Here is a 1,111-nt window from a genome sequence, read left to right as displayed (position 1 = left end):
GACACCGGCTCTCCGGGCGACCCCGACGCGACTGCGCCGACCGACGGCGAGCCCGCCGGCACGCCCGCCCACGACGCGCTCTTGGGCGGCTCGCTCCCGATCGTCGAGAACCTCCGCGCGCTCGACCGCCTCCCGGACCGCTTCCGGCTGTACGCCTTCCCGCTCCGGCTCCGCGACGCCGACGGCTCGCCGGTGCGCGCGGTCGCGGAATGGGGAGACTGAGGGGGCGACGAACGGCCGGACGGGCGGCCGCCGGCGGGTCGTCGCGCGCGCCGACTCGCGGGCGGTCCAGACCAAACCCGTTTTAAGCGTCGGCGACGAACCGCGTTTCAAGGTCGATATCCATGGAAATGCCACGCCGCTTCAACACGTACTGCCCTCACTGTGACTCCCATCAGGAGCACGAGGTGGAGAAGGTTCGATCGGGTCGCGCGACCGGAATGAAGCGCGACGCGCGGCAGCGACGCCGCGCGCTCGCGACCATCGGCAACGCCGGCGGGTACTCGAAGGTGCCCGGTGGCGACAAGCCGACCAAGAAGACCCACCTGAAGTACCGCTGCGGCGACTGCGGGAGCGCTCACATGCGCGAGGGATGGCGCGCCGGCCGTCTCACGTTCCAGGAGTAATCATGGCGGGAGACTTCCACCGCGTCGCCTGTGGCGACTGCGAGAACGAACAGGTCGTCTTCGGCAAGGCCTCCTCGACGGTGTCGTGCGCGGTCTGCGGCACGACCCTCTCGACCCCGACCGGGGGAGAGGCCGAGCTCCACGGCGAGATCGTCGAAACCGTTGAGGCGCGGTAACAGCCTCACCGCTCCGTCATGAAGTACAGCGGCTGGCCCGAACCCGGCGAGTTGGTGGTCGGCGACGTCGACGAGATCGCCGACTTCGGCGTGTTCGTCGATCTGGACGAGTACGAGGACAAGCGCGGCCTCTGTCACATCAGCGAGGTCGCCTCCGGCTGGATCAAGAACGTCCGCGACCACGTCCGCGAGGGACAGACGGTCGTCGCGAAGGTGCTGGAGGTCGACGAGTCGTCGAACCAGATCGACCTGTCGATCAAAGACGTCAACGAGCACCAGCGCAAGGAGACGATCCAGGACTGGAAGAAC

3 protein-coding genes and 1 pseudogene are annotated in these 1,111 nt (G+C 68.5%); all 4 read left to right on the top strand.

What is annotated here, in order from left to right; translation table 11 throughout:
* Nucleotides 1–222 (top strand): annotated as a pseudogene (locus C464_RS10190) (cyclase family protein); the annotation flags it as partial.
* Between the two features lie 122 nt (nt 223–344).
* Nucleotides 345–626 (top strand): 50S ribosomal protein L44e, encoded by a 282-nt coding sequence (locus C464_RS10185; RefSeq protein WP_006113612.1) that lies wholly within the window; start codon nt 345–347, stop codon nt 624–626.
* Between the two features lie 2 nt (nt 627–628).
* Nucleotides 629–802 (top strand): 30S ribosomal protein S27e, encoded by a 174-nt coding sequence (locus tag C464_RS10180; protein WP_006113611.1) that lies wholly within the window; start codon nt 629–631, stop codon nt 800–802.
* A gap of 18 nt (nt 803–820) precedes the next feature.
* Nucleotides 821–1,111, top strand: a 291-nt coding sequence (locus C464_RS10175; RefSeq protein ID WP_006113610.1) for a S1 RNA-binding domain-containing protein, incomplete at its 3' end; no start/stop codon positions are given.

It is taken from the genome of Halorubrum coriense DSM 10284 (genome assembly GCF_000337035.1).
Taxonomy (GTDB): Archaea; Halobacteriota; Halobacteria; order Halobacteriales; family Haloferacaceae; genus Halorubrum; species Halorubrum coriense.
This window is presented reverse-complemented; position numbering and strand designations above follow the sequence as displayed.